At 39.9% G+C, this 21,103-nt stretch carries 23 protein-coding genes and 2 pseudogenes; 18 read left to right on the forward strand and 7 right to left on the reverse strand.

What is annotated here, in order from left to right:
- Positions 1 to 281: 281 nt before the first annotated feature.
- Positions 282 to 773 (forward strand): annotated as a pseudogene (locus Ga0466249_RS24705) (flavodoxin family protein); the annotation flags it as partial.
- A gap of 222 nt (positions 774 to 995) precedes the next feature.
- Positions 996 to 1,313 carry a 4Fe-4S dicluster domain-containing protein gene (locus tag Ga0466249_RS24710; RefSeq protein WP_215832162.1) on the forward strand — a complete coding sequence of 106 codons (318 nt, stop codon included), beginning with the start codon at positions 996 to 998 and terminating at the stop codon, positions 1,311 to 1,313.
- Between the two features lie 642 nt (positions 1,314 to 1,955).
- On the opposite strand, the gene Ga0466249_RS27930 is transcribed toward Ga0466249_RS24710, so the two are convergent.
- Complete coding sequence (locus Ga0466249_RS27930; protein WP_215832182.1) at positions 1,956 to 2,036, reverse strand: GntR family transcriptional regulator; 81 nt, start codon at positions 2,034 to 2,036, stop codon at positions 1,956 to 1,958.
- 174 nt (positions 2,037 to 2,210) lie between these two features.
- Between Ga0466249_RS27930 and Ga0466249_RS24720 the strand changes: the two genes are divergently transcribed.
- From Ga0466249_RS24720 to Ga0466249_RS27375, 3 genes are all read left to right on the forward strand, one after another.
- Positions 2,211 to 2,375, forward strand: coding sequence for a hypothetical protein (locus Ga0466249_RS24720; protein WP_215832163.1), 165 nt, complete (start codon positions 2,211 to 2,213; stop codon positions 2,373 to 2,375).
- Between the two features lie 81 nt (positions 2,376 to 2,456).
- Positions 2,457 to 2,678 carry a DDE-type integrase/transposase/recombinase gene (locus tag Ga0466249_RS27370; RefSeq protein WP_215832164.1) on the forward strand — a complete coding sequence of 74 codons (222 nt, stop codon included), beginning with the start codon at positions 2,457 to 2,459 and terminating at the stop codon, positions 2,676 to 2,678.
- A gap of 59 nt (positions 2,679 to 2,737) precedes the next feature.
- A complete protein-coding gene (locus tag Ga0466249_RS27375) occupies positions 2,738 to 2,887 on the forward strand; it encodes a transposase (protein WP_215832165.1) in 150 nt (49 codons plus the stop codon).
- 102 nt (positions 2,888 to 2,989) lie between these two features.
- On the opposite strand, the gene citX is transcribed toward Ga0466249_RS27375, so the two are convergent.
- The 3 genes from citX to Ga0466249_RS24745 are packed head-to-tail and all read right to left on the reverse strand — an operon-like array spanning position 2,990 to position 5,450.
- Complete coding sequence (citX, locus tag Ga0466249_RS24735) at positions 2,990 to 3,499, reverse strand: citrate lyase holo-[acyl-carrier protein] synthase (RefSeq protein ID WP_215832166.1); 510 nt, start codon at positions 3,497 to 3,499, stop codon at positions 2,990 to 2,992.
- A gap of 27 nt (positions 3,500 to 3,526) precedes the next feature.
- A complete protein-coding gene (gene citC / locus Ga0466249_RS24740) occupies positions 3,527 to 4,582 on the reverse strand; it encodes a [citrate (pro-3S)-lyase] ligase (protein ID WP_215832167.1) in 1,056 nt (351 codons plus the stop codon).
- Positions 4,569 to 5,450 carry a LysR family transcriptional regulator gene (locus tag Ga0466249_RS24745; protein ID WP_215832168.1) on the reverse strand — a complete coding sequence of 294 codons (882 nt, stop codon included), beginning with the start codon at positions 5,448 to 5,450 and terminating at the stop codon, positions 4,569 to 4,571. Before Ga0466249_RS24745 ends, citC begins: the two co-directional genes overlap by 14 nt.
- Before the next feature lie 258 nt (positions 5,451 to 5,708).
- Between Ga0466249_RS24745 and citD the strand changes: the two genes are divergently transcribed.
- From citD to Ga0466249_RS24795, 10 genes are all read left to right on the forward strand, one after another.
- Positions 5,709 to 6,011 (forward strand): citrate lyase acyl carrier protein, encoded by a 303-nt coding sequence (gene citD / locus Ga0466249_RS24750; RefSeq protein ID WP_215832169.1) that lies wholly within the window; start codon positions 5,709 to 5,711, stop codon positions 6,009 to 6,011.
- Positions 6,008 to 6,919: an aldolase/citrate lyase family protein gene (locus Ga0466249_RS24755; protein WP_215832170.1), complete on the forward strand. Its 912-nt coding sequence runs from the start codon at positions 6,008 to 6,010 to the stop codon at positions 6,917 to 6,919. The genes citD and Ga0466249_RS24755 overlap by 4 nt, the downstream gene beginning before the upstream one ends.
- Before the next feature lie 16 nt (positions 6,920 to 6,935).
- The gene (gene citF, locus Ga0466249_RS24760; RefSeq protein WP_215832171.1) at positions 6,936 to 8,495 is read left to right on the forward strand and encodes a citrate lyase subunit alpha; all 1,560 of its coding nucleotides are present in this window, start codon (positions 6,936 to 6,938) and stop codon (positions 8,493 to 8,495) included.
- Between the two features lie 341 nt (positions 8,496 to 8,836).
- Positions 8,837 to 9,724, forward strand: a complete 888-nt coding sequence (gene citG / locus Ga0466249_RS24765) for a triphosphoribosyl-dephospho-CoA synthase CitG (RefSeq protein WP_215832172.1) — start codon at positions 8,837 to 8,839, stop codon at positions 9,722 to 9,724.
- 41 nt (positions 9,725 to 9,765) lie between these two features.
- Positions 9,766 to 10,731, forward strand: a complete 966-nt coding sequence (locus Ga0466249_RS24770) for a 2-keto-3-deoxygluconate permease (protein WP_215832173.1) — start codon at positions 9,766 to 9,768, stop codon at positions 10,729 to 10,731.
- 30 nt (positions 10,732 to 10,761) lie between these two features.
- A complete protein-coding gene (locus Ga0466249_RS24775) occupies positions 10,762 to 11,859 on the forward strand; it encodes a lactonase family protein (protein WP_215832174.1) in 1,098 nt (365 codons plus the stop codon).
- A 92-nt stretch (positions 11,860 to 11,951) separates the two neighbouring features.
- Positions 11,952 to 12,758 carry an alpha/beta fold hydrolase gene (locus tag Ga0466249_RS24780; protein WP_215832175.1) on the forward strand — a complete coding sequence of 269 codons (807 nt, stop codon included), beginning with the start codon at positions 11,952 to 11,954 and terminating at the stop codon, positions 12,756 to 12,758.
- Positions 12,759 to 12,821: 63 nt separating this feature from the next.
- Entirely contained in the window at positions 12,822 to 14,849 is a 2,028-nt protein-coding gene (locus Ga0466249_RS24785) for a methyl-accepting chemotaxis protein (protein ID WP_215832176.1), read from the forward strand.
- A 68-nt stretch (positions 14,850 to 14,917) separates the two neighbouring features.
- Complete coding sequence (locus tag Ga0466249_RS24790) at positions 14,918 to 16,177, forward strand: SLC13 family permease (RefSeq protein ID WP_215832177.1); 1,260 nt, start codon at positions 14,918 to 14,920, stop codon at positions 16,175 to 16,177.
- A 268-nt stretch (positions 16,178 to 16,445) separates the two neighbouring features.
- Positions 16,446 to 17,792, forward strand: coding sequence for a pyruvate carboxylase subunit B (locus Ga0466249_RS24795; protein WP_215832183.1), 1,347 nt, complete (start codon positions 16,446 to 16,448; stop codon positions 17,790 to 17,792).
- A 323-nt stretch (positions 17,793 to 18,115) separates the two neighbouring features.
- Here Ga0466249_RS24795 and Ga0466249_RS24800 read toward each other — a convergent pair whose 3' ends face one another.
- A complete protein-coding gene (locus Ga0466249_RS24800) occupies positions 18,116 to 18,844 on the reverse strand; it encodes an SDR family NAD(P)-dependent oxidoreductase (protein WP_215832178.1) in 729 nt (242 codons plus the stop codon).
- Between the two features lie 130 nt (positions 18,845 to 18,974).
- Between Ga0466249_RS24800 and Ga0466249_RS24805 the strand changes: the two genes are divergently transcribed.
- A complete protein-coding gene (locus Ga0466249_RS24805) occupies positions 18,975 to 19,406 on the forward strand; it encodes a MerR family transcriptional regulator (protein WP_246589035.1) in 432 nt (143 codons plus the stop codon).
- 146 nt (positions 19,407 to 19,552) lie between these two features.
- Here Ga0466249_RS24805 and Ga0466249_RS24810 read toward each other — a convergent pair whose 3' ends face one another.
- Positions 19,553 to 19,732, reverse strand: coding sequence for a hypothetical protein (locus tag Ga0466249_RS24810; RefSeq protein ID WP_215832179.1), 180 nt, complete (start codon positions 19,730 to 19,732; stop codon positions 19,553 to 19,555).
- 72 nt (positions 19,733 to 19,804) lie between these two features.
- The gene (locus tag Ga0466249_RS24815) at positions 19,805 to 20,389 is read right to left on the reverse strand and encodes a nitroreductase family protein (RefSeq protein WP_215832180.1); all 585 of its coding nucleotides are present in this window, start codon (positions 20,387 to 20,389) and stop codon (positions 19,805 to 19,807) included.
- Positions 20,390 to 20,531: 142 nt separating this feature from the next.
- Between Ga0466249_RS24815 and Ga0466249_RS24820 the strand changes: the two genes are divergently transcribed.
- A complete protein-coding gene (locus Ga0466249_RS24820; protein WP_215832181.1) occupies positions 20,532 to 20,900 on the forward strand; it encodes a winged helix-turn-helix transcriptional regulator in 369 nt (122 codons plus the stop codon).
- A 24-nt stretch (positions 20,901 to 20,924) separates the two neighbouring features.
- Positions 20,925 to 21,103 (forward strand): annotated as a pseudogene (locus Ga0466249_RS27935) (recombinase family protein); the annotation flags it as partial.

A 21,103-nucleotide genomic window follows, 5' to 3' on the forward strand; every position in this document is an offset into this window, starting at 1 on the left:
TAAGAAATTCACCAAATGGTGTAGCAAGACAAGCTTATTTTGCCGCTTAAAAAAAAGGGGGTTCTTCAGTGGTTTCACCCCGTCCCCTTGACATATTACACCATGTATGACAGTGCTATTGCAGACACTATATGCAATAGCACTGAATCAATAGCTGAAATCTCAGCAGATCTAATATCCTTCGGCTTTCGCAGGTTTTTTATTGCCAGGTGGCTGTGCTTTGACGCTTACGTTTGTAGCAGAAGGTAAAAAAATGATTAGGACTATGCAATACGGACACCCTTGTAAAAGAAGTTGTTCGGGGAGCACAAGATGCTGGTGCCGAAGCAACTATTTTTAATCTCTATGATATGAACATCAAACCTTGCCAAGGCTGTTTTGTTTGCCGTAAGACCGGATACTGCGTTATGCAAGACGATTTCCAGAACATGTTTAAACATATTGTCGATGCCGATGTTGTGGTTTTCGGCTCACCCGTATACATTTGGCAGGTTACAGCTCAAATGAAGCTGTTATGGGATAGACTCTGTGGCTTGTTTGATGAAAACTACAAGCCTAGGTATGCCACAAAAAGCCTGATCATGGTGTATTCTCAAGGAAATCCAGACGCACGGGCTTTTCAGACATCCTTTCAAACCAATGAAGGTGTACTTAAGATGTTTGGCTTAAATGTAGTCGATACCATTTTACTAACTGGCGGTGGAGACCCCAACACGGCAGCTAATACTAAAGAGCTTTTGTTAAAAGCTTATGAAACAGGAAAAGCAATTTAGCCGACCTGCCATAGTACGTTTCGCGAAGTAACCAAGGGAGCATTTTCACCAGGGCTTTGTCGCTGTCATTGACAATACTGTGACGGTCATTTATATTGAGTGCGTATCAAAATAATCAGACTTGACAAAGAAAAAAATTGGTGAATTTTGTAAGGTCGCGGATCGCCTCCACCATGTAAATCCCGTTTTTTACAATAACAGGAAATTGCAGCTCCGAATGTTATGTCAGAAGAAGATTTAAATTTGATTAAAATGATTCGTGAAGCTTATGAAGCAAAAAATAGTATTGGGTGTACCGGCCGTAGATACTGTATGCCGTGTCCTAGAGGTGTAACAATTCCTGAAATATTTAAGCTTTATAACAGCCAACAGCTTATGAAATCACATGTTATCGACAAAGTAGTATATAAAAACAATTTTGTGCCAGCAGGATCTGGTGCGGAGCAATGTGTGGCTTGTGGAATTTGCATAGGGCGTTGCCCACAAACTTTAGAAATTCCAGAATTATTGAAAAAGGTTCACGCTGAATTAATGGCATAATTAACTTAGTGGTAGAGCAAAACCGTAAAGAAAAAAACGCTGACACACTCGGAAAAGCCCTCAGCGGGAACGGGGCTATGTATTAGCGAAGAAACTTGCGCAGTCTGCTAAAACTATAACGGTAGAGGGAAGGGGCTTAACTGAAGGTCCCGTAGCCTAACTGAAGAAAGAAAAGAGTCGTGGGATTGGGAGATGTACCGTTGCTTGTCGACTTTTGATCGTGACTATCTTGGAAACTCCGGTGAACGGAAGGATTTTGAAGCAGCGTGATGTTTTTTGGAAAGTATTTTAAAATTTAAATAGAGCCGAGCGTCAATAATGATAACAAGAGAAACTTAGGCAGACTATTCCGCCAAGTTTCTCTTGTTTGTTTATACCTATTTTACAAATAATTTCTTCGCTATAGCTTCTTGTAGCTTCTAATTAATGTTTATTGGAATATTAAAGAATCGGATTAGCAAGTTTTAGAATGAAATGAATACTAAGCATGTTACTTACATAGCATTACCAACAGGTTATATAAAAAAGAATATATTTACATTGATTCATATTATAGGAATATGATTACTGCGGCGTGTAAATTAATTTGTCTAAAGACAGATAAAGAAAGTGATTTTATCTAATTATAAAGGAGCAACGTAATCAGTTGATTATTCCTAAGGCTTCAAGAGAAATTAAGGCCTCTCTTAATGTAGTTCGTTTGACTTGAAACCTATTCGCCAATTCACGTTAGCTAGAAGCGGTATGGCAAACATTTTTTTCAAATCAACCACATACGGCGAAAAGGCCGAACACGCTAATAAAATACCGACAACTCCACTTTAAGATTCTGGAGTTGTCGGAAACTTGTAAGGCTATTGTTTTGGCGCAAATGTCTATGACTAGGGCTGTAAAGGGGTGGAACCAGTCATCAAAGCCAGTATTGACAAGTCCGGAATTAAGCGTGAAGGCAATGTTGGCGGAAGTTGCCGCAAGGCAAAAGTAAAACTAAGTTATAGAATGTTGCAGGAGATGATGTATGAGAGGGGATTGAAGGTAGCCCATACAACAATAATGAGATAGATTTACCAATATTTCCCCATCATGGATGAAAGAATAAGAAAGATAAGAAAACACCTTAAACCAGCGAACGATTCGTGGCGAATGGATGAAACATACTTAAAAATCAAAGGTAAAAATGCAAATTTATATAGAGCAGTAGACTCTGAAGGAAACCATAGACTTTCGGAATATCGTGACAAAGATGCTGCGAAGAAGTTTTTTAAAAAAGCATTAAAAGCCTTACATAATCAGCAACCAAAATTGCTATATTATGAATTGATTTACGATGGGATCATATCAGTAAAAACAATACTGAGGAAGTAAAGTATTTGAATAACATCATAAAGTAAGACCATCGGTTTATAAAGCGAAAAGTTAGGCCTATGCTGGGATTTAATAGTCTTGAAACTGCAGAAAAAACTATTTGTGGAATTGGGATAATGCATATGATTAAAAAGGGGCAGGCTGGAGAGATTCAGTCTGCCCTGTCTGATGTTGAATTTATAAATAAAATTATGGGTATTATAGCTTAATATTTTGATAAATGTCGAGGTGGATTTTAGTTTGGAGATTTTTTGCATCAAAACCAAAGTATAGAAATGTGCTTGTGTATCTGGAAATAAGAAGAATACAATCTAATGAAGAAAAGCATTAAGAATTTCTTCTATTTTATTTTGCATTTCAAAGATGGAATGTTTTCTAAAACGAGCACATACTTGTGCTTGTTTATTGCAGAGTAGACATTTTCTAAATGCAGTTCTTGAAAGCTTCTCTCCATCAACGTCGATAACGTCAATGTCAAATAGGCGCCCCAAAGGATGGAAATCTTCAATATTTGACATGAGCGTTTTTATTTTAGTAGCATCACCTTTTGCACAAAGGAGCCATTCATCGCCAGTGCGCTTATGAAGGCGTGTGGAATCTAAAATTTCTATTTTTGTCGCTTGAAGTGCTTTTTCTATTTCTTTGCAACCTATATCGAAAGCTTTTCGGATTTCGGTTGTGGTTTTTATAGGACCGGGAATATTCATGCAGAATGATATTATCGGTTTTTGAAAATGTAGGAGATACTTTGTCTGCATTTTAACACGTTTTTCTCTACAGTCCATCATATCCTTTAGCGATACAGATTTACCACTCAGCATAATTGGAACTCTCCTTTAAGAAACTTTTTAATAGTGTATAACATTTCCGCTAATTTTGATTTTACGGATGATGGGGAGTGCTTCTTTGCTTTGGAAAAAGCGCAAAGTCGTTTCTGGTACAAGGTTCTTTAATACATTTATAGCATCATCCTGGAGTGCTTTTCTTACGACAGAAGCACTGATAATATTGCCGTCTACTTCTTTTCGGGGGATTACAATACAGTCAATTCCTGCTTGAGGTAGTTTCTCGTGCATAATTTGATTATAGATTCCGGTAACTTGACTTGATGGTTCCTCTCCTACGTAACGACGACGAATGCCTAATACAGATGATATTTTTTTAAAGATTTCCAAATCGAGTTCAGCATGACTGCTTATGACAGCGACTTCATCCTTTTGGAAATAACTAGGAAAAGTAGCGCTGCTGATAATGTAAGGTCCGCTGTCGTGATAAACGATATTACGCAGATGGGAAGTTCCTTCTATGACAAGTTTTTTTCGGATGGAAAAAGGAATCAAACTAGCATCTTCACTCACTATAAAGAGGTGTAGAATATCATTTTCTGATGTGGCTTTTTCTACAAGGTACAGATGACCTAGAGTAAAAGGATTTGCATTTATGACAATTGCTGCGATTTTGTTCTCTTTAGAAGCCGGACAAGTTTTATCGGAAAGTGACTGCAGATAATCTGAGAAGCCATGACGCCGGTTTTCCATAAAGACCACTTGATCTTCTATGCGGATAATTTCATAAAAGCCTAAGTCGCTAAAGAATTTGGCTGTATTACATTTCGTGTAGAGAAATAAATGCCGATTACCGCGAGCATGTTCGAATTCAATAAGATGTGTTATCACTTCATTTAGGAGTCCTTCACCTTGATGGGAGCTGCTTACAGCGAGACAGCGTAGAGTATTGCCAAAACAACTGCCCGTAGCAATGATGTTCATATGACCATCATAAATTCCGCAGGTATAATCAAGATTTTTATCACGGTGGAGGCCTTCTCGCTGTAGCAACAAATCAATTTGTTGGAGGCTCCTTTTATCTGATAAATAAATTTTAGAAACATTATAGTTGGACATAAGAAAATTCCTCCTGTGGATTTCTGATTAAATCGATAAAGGCTTTGACCTGTGGCAGATCAAGACTTTGAATTGAATACATGATATAGGTCGAGCGAATAAGGGGTTCTCCGTTTGCGAAGAAAAGGGGACGTACACAGCCATTGAAATCTTTCAGGCAGATTTTTGGTACGATTCCCCATCCCAGTCCCCGGCGTACCATTTCTACGCAGGTTGTAATATTGTCGACATAAATGCCCTGTTCTTCAATCCGGATGTTGTTTTCATGCATCCATTGAGCCAATTCCCGTTCAAAATCCGCATCGGTTTTACGGCCAATGTAAGGGATTTCGGTTAAAGACTTATATTCATCTTGTTGGCTGTAGATGGCGTAAATTCCCTCTCTGTCCAATAAATTTTTTTCGCCTTTCCAATCATCGTATTCACCTCGCAAAATGGCAATATCAATGACGCCATTTTGCAATTGAAGGTATAGGTTACGACTTTGATCCGTAGTGATGTGCGTATTTACGTGAGGATATTTTCCCTGATAAGAGGCCAAGAGGTCAGGCAAGCAATAGAGAGCATAATTGATAGAAACGCCTGCTTTTAATGTTCCACAGACGTAATTCCGACTCGCTTCAATAGCTTTGCGCATAAGGGCCAGTTGTTTGGCCGCTTCAGAGGTGTGCTTTAGAACGGCTTCGCCTGCTGCTGTGAAATGTATGCCTTGGCGCGAGCGCAACATGAGAGACACTCCAAGCTCTCGCTCAATGACTCGAATTCGTTTTGATAGGGATGATTGTGAAATATATAAAATATCTGCAGCCTGAGTAATATTTCTGGTCTTGTTTAATGTAGTCAGCAATTTAAAGTCACGTTCGTCCATAATTTTTCCCTTTCTAAGCTTTTACAAGATGCAAAACAATTCCTAAAAGGAAGACAAAATACAATTATCCATTCCAATTTTGACTAGGGTATATCTTCATTATATCCATACCATAAGTAAATGAAAAGAAAAGTTACATTCTATTTTCGAATGGAATTATAAGAAAAACAGGAATTTTACAAATAGTTTAAATTTATGTTTAATGTAAGTGATGACATCTACTTTGTAGAAAATCAAATATAAGGGAGCGACATAATTATGGAAATTCAAAAGCCAGCCATTGCTGGAACTTTGGAATCTAGTGATGCACAGATCACTGTTGAACCATTTGCTCATGGAATGGAATTGAGCATTGAAAGTAGTGTTATGAATCAATATGGGCGCCAGATAAAAGCGGCTGTTTTACAAACATTGGAACGACTTGGAGTTAAAAACGGCAAGATTGTTGTAATCGATAAGGGCGCGTTAGAATGTACGCTGAAAGCTCGCATTGAATGTGCTGTATTTAGAAGTGCTGGAGTTTCTGAGAAAGATATTCCTTGGGGAGGTATTGTAGAATGATTTCACGTCCAAAACCCCCAAAAAATCGTCTTCGTCGAACAATGATGTTTATGAATGCGCAAAAACCAGGCTTAATTAAAGATGCATATATTTATGGTTGTGATAGTATCATTTTAGATTTGGAGGATGCAGTTGCTGAAAATCAGAAGGATGCGGCGAGATTTTCGCTGTATCATGCACTTAAAACAATTGATTACGGTGATACAGAGGTTATCGTAAGAATTAATGGACTTGATACACCGCATTGGCAGGAGGATATCCGCTGTGTTGTTGCTGGAGGTGCTGATGGTGTCCGCATTGCAAAATGCGAAAGTGAAAAGGATGTAAAAACTGTTGAAGAGCATGTACTTGCGGCAGAACGAGAGTTCGGTATAGAAGAGGGCAGGACACTTCTTATGGCTGCATTAGAAAGTCCAAAGGGCATTATGAATGCGTATGAAATCGTTACGGCATCGCCGAGAATGTTTGGTTGTGCAATTTCTGGTGGGGATTTCAGAAAAAGTATGCATGTACAGATTGTCAAGGGCGGTATTGAAATGTTGGTGGCAAGAGGCCAGATGTTGCTTGCAGCTCGTGCTGCTGGTGTGCAATGTTTTGATACAATGTATCCTAACATTGATGATATGGAAGGTTTCAAGGCAGAAGTGTTGCAAAACAGAGAAATGGGTTTTGACGGAAAAAGCATTGTAAATCCAAAGCAAATTCAGTTCGTTCACGAGACATTTGCACCGACCAAGAAAGAAATTGCCTACGCGGAAAAACTTATTCGTTCCTTCAATGAACAGGCGGATTCTGGTGTCGGTGTTTACACAGTGGACGGAAAGATGGTAGACATTCCATTTTTTGAGGATGCAAGACGAGTTTTGGCGTTGGCAAAAGCATGCGGCGTATACGATGGAAACTTATAAAAGGGGGTTAAATACAGTGAAAAATGCAGTAGGTAGAGAAATTCCGAATAAACTTCTGAAAGACGGAAAAGAGGTTTATCAGGGTAAATTTTATATGGACGGAAAATACGTCAAGAAAGATTCTCCGCGGACAAGACGTTATGAAACGCCGCAAGAAAGTAAAATTTGTAAAAGTATCCGTGAAGCATGTGAAAAATGCGGTGCGCATGACGGTATGACTTTTTCGTTTCATTCGGATTTCCGTAATGGCGATTATGTAGCGAGTATGGTCGCAAAGGTTCTTATTGAGGAAATGGGTTTAAAGGATCTTACTATTGCCGCTACCTCTCTGGGTAGTGCCCAGGATCTTATTGCACAATATATTGAAGACGGTAAGGTTATTAGTATACAAACTTCTGGCGTTCGTGGTCGTATCGGCGAAGTGATTTCCGCCGGAAAGCTTAAAACACCTGCTATTATCCGCAGTCATGGCGGTCGACCGCGCGCAATTGAAGCCGGTGAAGTTCATATTGACATTGCATTCTTGGCGGCGTCTACTTCCGATTATTATGGTAATGCCAAAGGAACTGGCGGTAAAAACAATTGTGGTTCTATGGGGTTTGCGGTTCCTGATTCGCATTATGCTGATCATGTTGTGGTCATCACCGATACTTTAGTGGAGTTTCCGAATCTTCCGGCAACAATTTCTTCCATTGATGTTGACTGTGTATGTGTTGTAGATTCGGTTGGTGATCCCAAAAAGATTGCTTCCATGGAAGCTCGGATGACAGATAATCCGCGTGAATTGATGATGGCGGAGAATGTTGCCAATGTTATTGCTTCTACTCCGTATTTCAAGACGGGATATTCATTCCAAACAGGTGTTGGCGGTCCTTCGCTGGCAGTAAATCGCTTTTTGGAAAAGCACATGGTAGAGAAGAATATTACTATGGGATTTGCCCTTGGCGGAATGGGAACTGCAATTTGCAAGCTGCAAGACAAGGGGTTGGTAAAAAAACTTTTGGATACACAGGATTTTGACCAGGGAGCGATTGAACATCTTGCTGCGCATCCTGATCATCATGAAATTTGTACAAGCCAATATGCAAATCCTGCTAATAAAGGTGCCTATGTAAATAAACTGGATTTTGTGGTGTTGGCAGCACTAGAAATCGATACCAAGTTTAATGTTAATGTTATTACAGGATCGGATGGCGTTTTACGCGGTGCTCCGGGCGGACATCCTGATACAGCCGCTGGCAGTAAATGTTGTATTATTGTTACGCCGCTTGTTCGTGGACGCATGGCGACCGTATGTAAAGATGTGGTTACTGTAACAACCCCTGGAGATTGTGTAGATGTACTGGTTACTGATTATGGCATTGCAGTGAATCCTTTGCGACCGGATCTTATCGAGTGTTTAGATAAAGCTGGTATAGCCCATGTGACGATTGAGTTGCTACAGGAAAAGGCGTATAGCCTTGTCGGAACACCGGATGACTTGGAATGGGAAGATAAAGTAATTGCTATCCTCGAAGCCAGAGATGGTACAATTCTTGATGTAGTGCGCAAGATAAAACCTCTTAAGCTTGACTAATTCAGGCAAAGATTAATTTGTGGATGTCTTCTGTGTATTTTAAGATTGCTAAAATTTTTATAAACACAGAAGGCATTTACCACAAGTTTTGGATGAATACAGATTGTATGTCAATCAAAATGGTAAAGCATAACGAATGCAGTAGGTTTTTTTATCGGAAAAATACTCAGAAATTTCTTAATTGACGCAACCATTCGCGGAGCAGGATGTATTAAAAGTCATTTGGTCAACACGGCTTAGACCAAGAATATTAGAAATAGTCACTTTTCGAATAGTTTTAGTATTAGGAATTTTAAGCGAAAAATTCTGCTATTACCGCTAGAAATGAGGACCAAAGACAAATGAATCTGTGGGATTGTTGGCCGAGCCCTGTTGAAATTATCGGTTCAACCGCCGTAGAGGCCATGCTTATGGAAGCAGCATGCGCTCCTGCGCCTGGCTTGGTTGATCGCTTTAATTCTGGAGCACATCAAGATATGGACTTTTTTACTTTTATCAAAAGCAGCAGTGCTTTGGGCCCGGCTATGTACTATTGTGCAAATGTCGGCTGGCAACATACCGGATCCTCACAAGAATTACTGCCAGTGTTGCGTACTATTGGTCAAAAGGCAGAAAAGGTAATGTTTGCAGCAACAAATGGTATCAATACACAAAAGGGTCTGCTTTTTTTGCTGGGTATCATGACAGCTGCTGCGGCAAAAAGTTTACGTGGCGGATATCCAAATTCTATCATTGAGGTGACGCTGAAGGAAGCGGCGCAAATTTGCGCCGGCATAGTGGAACGCGAATTAAAATCCTTGCAGTGTATATTGCCAGAGAGAAAACTTACCGCAGGCGAGCAGCTTTTTTTGAATTACGGCATTACAGGTATCCGGGGGGAGATTGAGGCTGGTCTTCCTATTGTGAGAAACCAAGGACTGCCATGTTTACAGGAAGCACTTGAGGTCGGCCTTACACTTAATGATGCTTTAATTCATGCTTTAATTGGCATTATGTGTAAAGCACAAGATACAACTGTTTTGAATCGGCATAACCCCTCAACACTTACCGAGATTCAAGAAACAGCCAGGTCCATTTTACAGGCTGGTGGTATGCTGACAGACATGGGGCGTAAGCGGATTGAAGAATTAGATAAAGAATATGCAAGACGAAGAATCAGTCCAGGAGGTTCAGCAGATTTATTAGCAATTGTTTATTTTTTGTACTGCCTGCAGCAAAAATGCAATTAACAAATAATGGATTAAAATGGTATTGGATTGGGAGGATTATCATGAGAATTTTATCAAATGTAAAAAAAATTCCGGGAGGAGTTATGGTAGTGCCACTCTTACTAGGTGCTATCGTCAATACATTTTTTTCGCAAATTTTAGATATGGGCGGATATATGACAGGCGTTTTTTCTAATAAAGGAGCACAAAGTTTGGTTGGTGTGTCTTTTCTCTTTGCAGGCAGTCAGCTAAAAATTAGAAGTGCGCCCGAAGCCATTAAACGTGGTTCGGTACTATTGGCAATGAAATTTGTAACTGGGATTGTTGTTGGGTTGCTGGCAGCTAAGTTTTTTGGCATGGGTGGTTTTTTGGGGATTTCTGTTGTAGCGCTTGTAAGTGCGCTTACCAGTGGGAATGGCGGTTTGTATATGGCGTTAGTCTCAGAATATGGTGATGATGAAGATCTGGGAGCTATGGGTGTGCTAAGTATAAAATCTGGACCCTTTATGGCATTAGTTGCCTTAGGTTCCTCTGGAATGGCGAGTATACCTGTTTCTGCTTTGATTGCAGCTATTGCCCCTATGGTAGTGGGCGTTATTTTGGGGAATTTGGATGAAGATTTAAGAAAGCTATTAGGAAAAGGCATAGAACCTATTATTCCTTGTTTTGCCTTTACGTTAGGGGCAGGTGTCAATTTGATTAATGTGTTGCATGGCGGTTTGGCGGGTGTTTTTTTAGGAATTATTGTAATTGTTGCAGGCGGTATTCCTATTGTTATTGCAGATCGATTGTTCTGCAAGCGGCCAGGTTATGCAGGAGCTGCTACAGCAAGTTCTGCCGGAATTTCTATTGCAACACCTGCAGCGATTGCTTTGGCAGACCCTACTATGCAGCAATATGTACCTGTCGCAACAGTTCAATTGGCAGCAGCCGTGTTAGTCACAGCGGTATTGGTGCCTGTTTTTACAAAATTCATAGCAAAGCGTTATGGCAGTGAGAAAGATAAACGAGAAGCTGTAGCAGCATAGCATCATTAATAAAATGGGAGGGCGTTTTATATGAAGGCGGATAGTGGTAATAAAACAAGCGTATATGCGTATGTTGGCTGTCGGACAACTAAAGAACGAAACGCACGAGGTTTGGGGATAAATGTGTACCTTGTTGATACGGTAACCGGAAATTGGGAGCATGTAGAAACGGTAAAAACCATGCAAGAGAACCCATCTTTTTTAGCCTTGGACTGCGAACAAAATCATCTATATACTGTGCATGGTGATTTTGGTGAAGTCAGCGCTTATAAAATCGATAGGCAAAACGGCAAATTGAGTTTTATCAATCAACAGTCTACTAATGGGAAGAACCCTGTACACCTAGTGGTTGACCCAACCAATAAATTTCTAGTAGTAGCCAATTATGCCACAAGTTCTTTAGTAACTTTACCGATCCAAGCCGATGGCTCGCTAGGCGCAATTATCGATCTGACAGAGCTTTCAGGAAAACCTGGTCCTCATCGTACACAGCAGGGAAGTTCGCATCCGCATCACACTATGTATGATCCGGAAGCACGGCATATCTTTATTCCTGATAAAGGGGTGGATAAAATATTTGCATTCAGGCTTGATGCCGGAGATGGTAAGCTTATTCCGGCAGAAGTTTCAGAAACTATTGCCCGGGAAGGAGCGGCTCCCAGACATATAATTTTTCACCCCGCTAAACCTTTTGCATATGTTGCCAACGAATTGGACTCCACTGTTACAACCTATAGTTATAATAAAAAAAATGCTGAATTGAAACCGCTTCAAATTATACCCTGCATTCCCCAGTTTTTTACGGGTAACAATACGGCCGCTGAAATCATGATTGCGCCATCAGGAAACTTTGTGTATGTATCGAACCGTGGTCATGATAGTATTGGTATTTTTGCAGTTAATCAGACTACAGGGACACTGTCGCCAATTGATTGGGAGTCTTCGCAAGGCAAGGGACCGCGGTTTTTCAACTTTGATCCGACTGGAAAGTTTTTATATGTCGCCAACGAAAATAGTGATAGGATTGTTACTTTTCAGGTGGATGCTGAGAATGGTAAATTAACGGCGACGGGACAAATTATCCAAACAGGCAGCCCGGTATGTATTGAATTTTTGTCTATCAATTAGTTGCAATATTGTTGTAACGCACAGCGGTGTACCTGCAAAATTAAGAGATGTAAAAGTGATTTTGCTGATAAAAATAGGGAGGGCTACTTTAAATGCTAGAAACGCAGGATGGCGCTTTCATTTATTACGAAGACCATGGAACTGGTAAGCCCATTGTTTTGATTCATGGATTTACTTGCTCTTCAAAATTTTTTCGAAATAATGTGTCTGAACTTTCTAAGGATTTTCGTGTTATAACAATGGATTTGCGAGGACATGGAAATTCGTCAAAAGTTCTATGCGGACATTCTATTCCCCAATATGCCCGGGATGTGCGCGCGTTACTTGAGCATTTGGAGCTGTACGATGTAACTCTATTAGGATGGTCTATGGGGGGATCTGTGGTTCTCGATTATTGGAGACAGTTTTTAGATAACAGTCGTCTGAGCAAATTAATTTTGAATGATAATTCACTGTTTCCGTTTTCTCCAGAAGACTGGAACGCACATCGGTATAAAAATTATAACTATGCTGCAGCTAATGCCGAGATCATCGAACTTTATAACAATCCATTTGCTCATGCGAGAAATTCTTCCCGCAGTTGGTTTAAAAATGGTGTTGCTTCGGATGCGGATTTAGAATGGATGTCTAAAGAATCACTGAAAATTCCGCCAGGGATTGCGGCTGCGATTTTTTCCGATTTTTTAAATCGAGACTCGTCTCAAATTCTCCCTTCTGTAACAATTCCTACGCTCGTACTGGCTCCCGGGGATTCAAAAAAGAAGATAAAGGCATGTGAATACTATGTAAGTAAGCTGTCTAAAGGTTATATAGATTATTTGGATGACGGGCATACAGCTTTTTATACTCAGCCAGAAAAGTTTAATAAATTAATTATTGATTTTCTGGTAGATAAATAAATTTTGTATCCATTAAAATGGAAAATTTAGATTCCTATTTAGATTAGAAAGTAGGAGAGATAAATGAAAGTAACAAGTATTCAGACTAAATTACTCATTCTGTTGTTGCCAGCCTTCATATTGGCTATGGGGCTACTATCCTACAGCTGCTATTATTTGGCCAGCCGATCACTGGAAAAGAGCATGGACGATACTGCTAGAGCTATCGGTGCTGATTATGCCAACCGCATTCAGGACATGGTACAGGATCGGGTGGCTCGCCTCGAGGATCTGGCCAGTGTTATCGCTTTACAAAATACCGATGGCAATGCGGAAACGGTGAGGTTAATGGCGCAAACAAAACAACGGCTAGGAACGATGTTTGACGTTATTTTCTTTATTTCTCTCGACGGCTCAGGAATTCGCTTTGATGGCACTACTGGGCGGCATAATGATCGTGATTATTTTAAAATGGTGCTGGAAACGAAGCAACCCTATGTTTCTAATCCTTTAATTTCAAGTACTACCGGGAAATTAGCTATTAATGTTTCTGTGCCTGTTATCTATAATGGTCAATTGGTAGGTGTTTTAGGCGGGTCCTGTTCCTTGGAAAAATTATCGGAGATAGCGGGAAGCTTAAAGTTCATGGAAAATGGTTTTGGCTATTTAGTGGACAGTGCAGGGGTTGTCATCGCCCACCCGCAGACGGAATTGGCAGGTAAGCTTAATTTGAGCGAAAGCAAAATAGCGGGTGAATTAAAATTATCTCAAAAAGAAATGGACAGGCGGTTGATCAATTTATTTAAGACAGCGCAAATGGGGAAGCAAGCCAGGGGGGAATACACATATCTGGATGGCAGCAGCCATATAGCAGTGGCTACCCCGGTCGAACTGCTCAGCATGCACTGGGTGATGATGATTACTGTTCCTATGAGCGAAGCGGAGCGGGAAATTACCGCCTTGACCAGGACAATGCTGGCTGTATCGCTGATGTTTATTATTATTGCCATCATTGCTATTCTTGTTATCAGTAGATTTTTTACCAAACCTATCCGCTTTATACGGGACGAATGCCTGCAGCTAGCGCAAGGAGATTTTCGGGATCGGTCGGCAAAAGTGACGAATGATGATGAGATTGGGCAGTTGGACCAAGGTTTTAGGGCAATGCGGCAAAACATCCGTCAATTGGTAAAAAAAGTGCAATCACAGGCGGAGCAGGTAGCTGCCTCTAGTGAAGAGCTGACGGCCAGTGCCGGGCAGTCGGCACAAGCGTCTAGCCAGGTGGCGTCTTCAATTGCTGAAATGATGTTCGGCACGGAAAAACAGGCGTCAGCGGTTGTGAGGATTACCGATGTGGTGGAGCGAATCGCCGGCAGTACACAGGAAATTGCCGTAATGATGACCGAAACATCGGAAATAGCCAGGTCAGCGGCCTATGAAGCTAAGCAAGGTAAGCAAGATTTAGAGCAGGTTATTGGGCAAATGGGGCAGATTAATCAAGGTTCTGAAGCAGTACAAAAGGCAATGGAGGAATTAAACAGAGGTTCGCACGAAATTGGCAAAATTGTTAGCCTTATTTCTACCATTGCTGGGCAAACAAATCTCTTAGCTTTAAATGCTGCGATTGAAGCGGCGAGAGCTGGCGAGCATGGCAGGGGCTTTGCGGTGGTAGCCGAAGAAGTTAGGAAACTTTCGGAAGAGTCCAACCGGGCAGCTGGCCAGATTGAAGCATTGATTAAGAACAATCAGGCCAATATGCAGCAAGCGGTTAAAGCGACGGAGGCAGATTCGGTTGGTGTTAAGACAGGTATACGTATTGCGAGCGCTACAGGAGAGACTTTCGACAATATCGTAAGCATTATTACCAAACTTTCTGAGCAGATAGAGGGAAGTTCCAATGCTGTTAACGGCATAGCCGCCGGCAACCGTATCTTGGTGGACGCGAGCCACGAACTTAAGATGTTAAGCCAAGAAAATGCGACGGAAGCAGAGACTATTTCCAGCGCAACTCAAGAACAGTCGGCAGCGCTGGAGGAAATCGCTTCTGCAAGTCAAAGTTTGGCTAATTTAGCGGGAGATTTGCATGCGGCAGTGTCTAAGTTCAAGGTTTAAGGAATCAATGGTATGTAGTGAATTCAGATGCGATAGATGAAAATTTTACATTGAGAGGGAGACGTTAAATGGAATTGATAGCGTTGCTTTTTTTAATTGGTGCCATTGCATTCGGAATTGTCCGGAATATTAATGTTGGACTGGTATCCATAGGGCTTTCAATAGTACTGGCCATGATTGGGCATATTGATGTTAAAACTGTCTTTGCCGGGTTCCCAACGCAATTGTTTGTTACCTTGCTGGGTACAATGTTTTTATTTAGCCAGCTGCAGAATAATCAAACCTTGAAAGTATTTTCCAACAAAATTGTTAGTCTAGTGGGAGATCGCATTTTTCTTATTCCGATAGTCGTTTATTTGTTTTCTTATGTATTAAGCGCCGCAGGTCCTGGAGCCCTTTCTGTGTTGCCGATAGCCGTCATATTGGCAGTCAGTCTGGCAATACAGATGGAGATATCTCCGATTATGATGGGGACACTGGGAGCATTAGGAGCTGTAGGCGGAACGTTATCACCTATTGCTATGACAGGCATTATTGTGCAGGGATTGTTATCGGCTCAAAACATTCCAGGGATGCAGACGCAACTCTTTTTTTGCGGTGGTTTAATCAACTTTAGCTGTGCAGTGCTGGTTTATTTCTATTTTAAAGGTTATAAACTAAAACCTAATATTCATGTTTCTGTTGGTGAAAATCCAGATTTTAATATTCAGCAAAAGTTAAGTCTTGTCGCTTTATTGGTCCTGGTGGTTTCCGTTATTGGTTTTAAAATGGATGTGGGTCTTGTTTCGTTTACCATTGCGCTCGTACTGATTGCTTTAAAAGCTGCTGATGAACAAGCAGCCATCAAGTTGGTTCCTTGGAGCGTGTTGATCATGGTGTGTGGAGTTAATGTCCTGATGAATGTTACGCAAAAGCTAGGCGGAATTAAACTATTGGCTAATATTCTGGCGTCATTTATGAACGAGATTACGGTTGCACCTATCATGGGCTTTACATCCGGAATAATGGCTCAATTCAGTTCGGCCAACGGGGTGGTCATACCTACGCTGGTGCCGACCGTTGCCGATATTGTGGCCCAAATTGGTGGCAACGCCAATATCCATGAAATAGTATTTGCCATTGTTGTTTGTTCCGTTCTTACGATGAGTCCCTTATCAACGGCAGGGGCGTTGATCATGGCTTCGTACACGCAGGGAAAACAGGTTGATGAACATGAACAGAATCGTTTGTTCGGACAATTGTTTATTGTGTCATTTATACTTTTGGGATTGGCTATTATCGCTTCGCTGATCGGCGTATATAAACCGTTTAGCCATTTCGGTGGCTGAAGGTAAAAAATTTCAGCTTATATTCTGTTTAGTATAAAGTATAGGGGCGAGGATAAAGGTAGGGCAACGGTATGGAGTATTCTGTGTCTGAGGCATTGTATGGTTTGGCAACAAAAATGACAATTTGGTGGGGTGTAACCATAAAGTGAATGTGCGCCGTATCGACATTAACTTTCCGAGTGAGACAATAGGGAGCCGAATCCGATCGTTGCTTTTGTACTATTTAGCGTTATCAGATAAAGTTAAAAAAATAACAATAAAGGGAGAGATTAAGATTAAACCTATAAAAATTACTGAAACGGTGTTGCGTGATGGTCATCAGTCCCTTGCTGCAACTCGCATGAGAATAGAAGATATGATTCCAGTGTTAGAACAGTTGGATGATGTCGGTTATTTTTCAATTGAAGCATGGGGAGGAGCCACCTTTGATAGCTGTCTCCGATTTTTAAATGAAGATCCTTGGGAACGTTTACGGACACTAAAAAAATATTTGAAGAAAACGCCTATTCAGATGTTGCTGAGAGGGCAAAATATATTGGGATATAATCACTATGCCGATGATGTCGTAACGGAATTTATTAAACGTGCTGCCGATAATGGTGTTGGCGTCATCAGAATTTTTGATGCTCTCAATGATACACGGAATTTAGAAGTAGCCATGAGAGCTGCGAAAGCTGCTGGTATCCATGCACAAGGAGCGGTTGTTTACACCATTAGTCCCTATCATGATACGAATAGTTATTTAAAAGTAGCTCGCGATCTCATAGCGCTGGGGGCTGACTCAATCTGCATTAAAGACATGTCAGGCTTATTGGCCCCTTATACAGCTTATGAGTTAATTAAATCCCTTAAGGCTGAGGTTAATATTCCTATTCAACTGCATACACATTATACAAGCGGTATGGCATCGATGACTTATTTGAAGGCAATAGAGGCGGGCGTTGATGTTGTGGATTGTGCGCTGTCACCGTTTGCGATGGGAACTTCTCAGCCTGCTACAGAAGCGATTATTGCTGCATTAGAAGGAACAGAGCGGGATACAGGTATCAAAAAAGAGCAATTATATCCTATTGCCGATCACTTCCGGAACGTGAAAAAAAAGCTTGCCGACATGTTTAAGCTTAATACTGCCATGGATATTGATACGAAGGTACTGACGTATCAGATTCCGGGTGGTATGCTCTCCAATTTGCTCAATCAGATGAAGGAGCAAGGCATGGCAGATAAATTTCCTGAGTTATTGGCAGAAATGCCTCGTATAAGAGCCGAACTTGGCTATCCACCGCTGGTGACTCCGACAAGTCAAATTACCGGTTCGATGGCAGCATTTAATGTCATGCTTGGTCGCTACAAGATTGTGCCAAAAGAAATTAAAGATTTGATACGTGGAAAGTATGGTCGCACACCTGCGCCGATTGATCCCGGATTTCGCAAGATGATTATTGGCGACGAGGAAATAATTACGCATCGTCCGGCGGATGATATTGAGCCGCAAATGAATACTACTAGGCAGGAACTTGCAGAAAAAGGCTATCCGAATGCTTCTGTGGAAGATGTTTTGTCTTATGCCTTATTTCCAGAAGTTTCTCTAAAATTTTTTGAACTTAACCGCTGATGTTGAATAGGCTATTTGAAGTTCTAAAGGAGAATTGAATTATGAAATGTGCACATTGTTCATCAAATAAATGTTATACGGATGGTCAAAATTGGAAAAAAACAGTGTTCGTAACCGAAATGGGTTATGAGGTGTTGACATATTAATGAACAGTTAGGAATAACCAGAATTTCTTATTAAAAAATACAAAACTCCTGCAAGGCAAGGCTGCTTTGTAGGAGTTTGTCGTATCTATTAGTTGTGGTCCTTACTTCAATATATGTTTTTGAATAGCTTCAATGACTTTTTGAAATAAACCTATTAACGCGGTAGTTATATGGTTCTTATGCTTTTAGTAAATAATTAGCTTCATAATCCATAGCCACGCCATATTCGTTCAATACCTTGCCTTGGTGATGCTTTCCATTAGTTAAAAGGTCAACAATGATCTTGCCACCTTGCGGAAGAGTCTTCATGAATGGTCCTGTCGTATTTCCGTTCAAGTCAGTAGTAATCCCGCCCGGCATCACACCAAATATTTCAACTGAGATATTATTTTTTGTATAGTACGCGCCAAAAGCCGCAATCATTGAGTTTAATGACGCTTTACTAGTCATATAAGCGAAAGGTGCAAAGAAATCATTGGCAACTGTTGGGATGCTCAAATTCAAGATACGCCCATTATTAACCGCTAATATGGGTGTAAAGGCTTTAATCATTTGAAAGTTTCCAAAGAAATTCACATCAAAAACTTCCCGTAATTCAACGGAAGTGAAATCTAAAGCGCCCTTATGCATGTCACCGGGGATACCGGCATTGTTAATCAAAACATTCAAGTCAGCATGATTGGCTTTAATATATTTCGCAGCAGCATGAATAGTTGACAATTCATTCAAATCTACTTTGATCCATTCCGCATTGACACCACCTGCTTTGAGCTCCTCCACGGCTGCTAAGCCACGTTCTTCACTACGTGCTCCCAATAAGATTGACCAACCTTGTTGACCTAATTGGCGGGCAGTTTCAAAACCAATCCCTTTATTCGCACCGGAAATTAATACTTTATTTGTCATAATAACTCTCCTTTAAGCATTTATTAATCACTTGAATATAACTATATTGTGATTTATACTGATGATAACACTTCGAGTTATCTCTAAGTCAAGCTGATTTTTAACCTAACATGTAAAGGAGAGTTCAAATTTGAGTTATACCATTAATCAAGTAGCAACTATGTTCGATATTTCAGCGTATACCATTCGCTTTTATGATAAAGAGGGCCTTTTACCATTTGTCTCACGGAATAAATCCGGAAACAGAGAATTCACTGAATCAGACTTAAATTTGTTTAAGATCATTTATTGTCTGAAGAATACAGGAATGCAAATTAAAGATATTAAGAAATATATAGATTTATGTATGGAAGGTACTGATACAATAGATATCCGACAGAAATTACTTACAGAACATCGCAGCGAGATTATAAAACAAATGGATGGGCTCAAGGAAAACCTTAGCTTAATTGATGCAAAAATTGAAATCTATAAATCTCCTGATGCAGTGAAAATTGTAAATGAGCAATTAAAAAAAGCATATGATGAAAAACGTAAAAATAACTTACAACAAGCCTTATAAGAGGATTTTTAAAAAGTAAATTGATAAGCTTTCACTAGAACCTTTTTCATCAAGTTATTTTATTTTTTATTCTCTACTTCAATCTCATATAAAGACCGCAGGGTCAGGTTTGAGTTATGCATTGACTTATTTAGGTGCTTTTTCTATTACTTTGTTACGTAAGTAATGACATCAGGAGTAATGCTTAAATACTGCGGTCCGTCCTCCGTCATCACAAAGCTATTTTCAGTCCCAATCGCGCCCCCATGAAATACCAATTTGGGCTCCAAGGCAAAAGTCAAATGGGAAACAAAGGGACAGGCACCTTGTTTCAAACCTTCCATCATCTCTCTTGTTCTGAAACAAGAAGAAACAACATCCCTGTCCCCACGTATTGTGAGAGAATAGTTGATGATTCCTTATTTGTCGGAACAATTTGCAAGTAGGTCGTGTTGTCCTTCATCATTTTTGCCCTGAGTTATACCTTCAAAAGAGTTAAAGAAAACTGTATTATTAATATCATAACGCTTGCCATGTAATTGATGTGGAGCTGAATCACTTCTTGGATAACCTATTGGAAGAAGTGCTACTGGAACAAGATATTCTGGTAATTCCAAGTTTTTTTTGATAATATCAGCATTAAAATGTCCTACCCAAGTGCTACCTAATCCTAAGTCCGTAACTTGAAGCATCATATGAGTTGTGACAATGCTAGCATCAACAACTCCCATGTCTACTTTATCATAAGGCCTTTTCCAGCTAACTGTGGAATCATAGCACACCAGCAATACTAGAGGTGCATTAAAATGATAAGGTGTGCATGATTTTAATTTAGTCAGGCTATCTTCATTATCAATAACGAGTATTCGTTGTGGCTGATAATTATCAGCCGTTGGAGCAACTCTACCAGCTTCTAAAATCAAATCTAATTTTTCTTTTTCTACTTTTTTGTCGCTAAATTTTCTAACTGCATATCTTTCTTTTACTAGCTGTAAAAAATTCATATTACCATCTCCCTATTTCAAAATGCTTCTGTTATAATTAATATAGCATAAAGGTATGAATAAACAAGTATGCAGTTTTTTCTGTGTTAGTATATAAAGTATGCTGTTGAAATATTCGGTTATATTTAAAGGAGCTGTGAGTATGAATAAAAATATAGGTTATACAGCAGAATTACCTAGTGATAATATATATGATTCAAATTGTCCTATTATATATGCACTTAATGTTGTAGGTCAAAAATGGAAATTGCCTATTATGTGGCGCTTATCTGAAAATGAAACTACTAGATATAATGAATTAAAACGTAGCGTCAACGGTATTACTAATATGATGCTTACAAAATCTTTAAAAGAATTAGAAGAACATAAGCTTATTGTTAGAACTCAATATGAAACAATTCCTCCTAAAGTTGAATATTTTTTGACACAAAGAGGTAAATCGTTACTTCCTTCTTTGAATGAACTATATAAATGGGGTGAAGAACAAATTAAACTTGATAAATCAAAATAAAGGGCTGTTCTCCCCAAACACCGTGATACTTTGGTAGCTATTGCTGAATCTCGGAACTGGACTTATAAATTATATGAAGAAATTGGTTCTGGTGAGAGCATAGCCAAGCGGAAAAAGATGCAACAACTATTAATCCAAGTTGACAATGGCATGTTTGATGGCGTACTTGTTATGGATATTGATAGGCTAGGACGTGGGGAACA

The organism is Pelorhabdus rhamnosifermentans (assembly GCF_018835585.1).
Lineage (GTDB): Bacteria > Bacillota > Negativicutes > UMGS1260 > UMGS1260 > Pelorhabdus > Pelorhabdus rhamnosifermentans.

Coding starts and splice junctions, on each gene's coding strand:
- Ga0466249_RS24710 (WP_215832162.1), top strand. CDS start 996: ATGTCAGAAGAAGATTTAAATTTGATTAAAATGATTCGTGAAGCTTAT.
- Ga0466249_RS27370 (WP_215832164.1), top strand. CDS start 2,457: ATGGATGAAACATACTTAAAAATCAAAGGTAAAAATGCAAATTTATAT.
- Ga0466249_RS27375 (WP_215832165.1), top strand. CDS start 2,738: ATGCTGGGATTTAATAGTCTTGAAACTGCAGAAAAAACTATTTGTGGA.
- citX (WP_215832166.1), bottom strand. CDS start 3,499: ATGCTGAGTGGTAAATCTGTATCGCTAAAGGATATGATGGACTGTAGA.
- citC (WP_215832167.1), bottom strand. CDS start 4,582: ATGTCCAACTATAATGTTTCTAAAATTTATTTATCAGATAAAAGGAGC.
- Ga0466249_RS24745 (WP_215832168.1), bottom strand. CDS start 5,450: ATGGACGAACGTGACTTTAAATTGCTGACTACATTAAACAAGACCAGA.
- citD (WP_215832169.1), top strand. CDS start 5,709: ATGGAAATTCAAAAGCCAGCCATTGCTGGAACTTTGGAATCTAGTGAT.
- Ga0466249_RS24755 (WP_215832170.1), top strand. CDS start 6,008: ATGATTTCACGTCCAAAACCCCCAAAAAATCGTCTTCGTCGAACAATG.
- citG (WP_215832172.1), top strand. CDS start 8,837: ATGAATCTGTGGGATTGTTGGCCGAGCCCTGTTGAAATTATCGGTTCA.
- Ga0466249_RS24770 (WP_215832173.1), top strand. CDS start 9,766: ATGAGAATTTTATCAAATGTAAAAAAAATTCCGGGAGGAGTTATGGTA.
- Ga0466249_RS24775 (WP_215832174.1), top strand. CDS start 10,762: ATGAAGGCGGATAGTGGTAATAAAACAAGCGTATATGCGTATGTTGGC.
- Ga0466249_RS24780 (WP_215832175.1), top strand. CDS start 11,952: ATGCTAGAAACGCAGGATGGCGCTTTCATTTATTACGAAGACCATGGA.
- Ga0466249_RS24785 (WP_215832176.1), top strand. CDS start 12,822: ATGAAAGTAACAAGTATTCAGACTAAATTACTCATTCTGTTGTTGCCA.
- Ga0466249_RS24790 (WP_215832177.1), top strand. CDS start 14,918: ATGGAATTGATAGCGTTGCTTTTTTTAATTGGTGCCATTGCATTCGGA.
- Ga0466249_RS24800 (WP_215832178.1), bottom strand. CDS start 18,844: ATGACAAATAAAGTATTAATTTCCGGTGCGAATAAAGGGATTGGTTTT.
- Ga0466249_RS24810 (WP_215832179.1), bottom strand. CDS start 19,732: ATGATGGAAGGTTTGAAACAAGGTGCCTGTCCCTTTGTTTCCCATTTG.
- Ga0466249_RS24815 (WP_215832180.1), bottom strand. CDS start 20,389: ATGAATTTTTTACAGCTAGTAAAAGAAAGATATGCAGTTAGAAAATTT.
- Ga0466249_RS24820 (WP_215832181.1), top strand. CDS start 20,532: ATGAATAAAAATATAGGTTATACAGCAGAATTACCTAGTGATAATATA.